This window comes from Ruegeria sp. AP12 (genome assembly GCF_056540025.1).
Genome location: NZ_JBQFVZ010000123.1, coordinates 1 through 951 on the forward strand (window position 1 = coordinate 1; position 951 = coordinate 951).

The following is a 951-nucleotide window of genomic DNA, read 5'->3' on the forward strand; positions in this document are numbered from 1 at the left end:
CCTCCGGGCCTGTGCGCCGCAGGATCGGCGCATTTTGTATGGCGCGAACCTTCCCATGCTGGTCAAACTGGCCAAAAGTCGCCACTTGCCTGTAGCCGATGCCGTGCGTCACGCGATGGAGGCTGGACGCAAGTACATCAATGCGCAAAATGTGACGTTGGATTAGGACCGGACGTATTGAAATGACCAATCGAAGCTTGAAAATCATCAATGAAAAGGGCCTGCACGCCCGTGCCTCGGCCAAGCTGGTTGAGGTGGTAGAAGGTTTCGATGCCAGTGCCGAAGTCTCCAAGGACGGACTTTCTGCATCAGGCGACAGTATCATGGGCCTTTTGATGTTGGCAGCCTCGCGCGGAACCACTATTGACGTCGAGACCTCCGGGCCGGATGCTGAGGCATTGGCAGAAGCCTTGGAAACGCTTGTGAACGACAAGTTCGGCGAGGGGTTCTAAAGCCACCCCGCCGGGACAGGAAGAACGGGAAGACCAGGAATTGGCGGAAACAACGCACGACACCAAGACAGGCCCCGTTGTAGACGGGACCGAAGATCAGGGCGAGGTCTACGACCGTAGAACCCTGACCTATGCCAATTCGTTCGACGATGCCTGGACCGCGACGGCAATCCGCGCCATCGAATGGTTTACTGGCAAGCTGACCATTCTTCGGATGGTCAATAAATTCGAAAAGAAAAACGAGCAGTATCGCGGCCAGCGGTTCTGGGGTGGGGCGCTCAAGACGATGGGGATCACCCTCACCACACCCGAGGAACAGATCGCACGTATTCCCAAAACCGGCCCCGTTGTCGTTGTCGCCAACCATCCTCATGGCATGGTGGACGGCATGATTTTCGCTGAACTGATTGGACGTGTCCGTAGCGACTACCGTATTCTGACCCGCTCGGTTCTGACTGGCTTGGATGAGGCCGCGACCTCGTTTATGATCCCGGTTCCC

General features: G+C 56.9%; 2 protein-coding genes and 1 pseudogene. All 3 read left to right on the plus strand.

Going from position 1 to position 951, the window contains the following annotated elements; all coding sequences use genetic code 11:
- Positions 1-166 (plus strand): annotated as a pseudogene (locus tag ACR0E6_RS21670) (PTS fructose transporter subunit IIA); the annotation flags it as partial.
- A gap of 16 nt (positions 167-182) precedes the next feature.
- Positions 183-452, plus strand: a complete 270-nt coding sequence (locus ACR0E6_RS21675) for an HPr family phosphocarrier protein (RefSeq protein WP_170380425.1) — start codon at positions 183-185, stop codon at positions 450-452.
- A gap of 40 nt (positions 453-492) precedes the next feature.
- Positions 493-951: GNAT family N-acetyltransferase (locus ACR0E6_RS21680; protein ID WP_480587204.1), on the plus strand; the 459-nt coding region annotated here is incomplete at its 3' end.

Excerpts from the sequence above, each read along its gene's own strand:
- ACR0E6_RS21675 (WP_170380425.1), top strand. The coding sequence starts at position 183 with ATGACCAATCGAAGCTTGAAAATCATCAATGAAAAGGGCCTGCACGCC.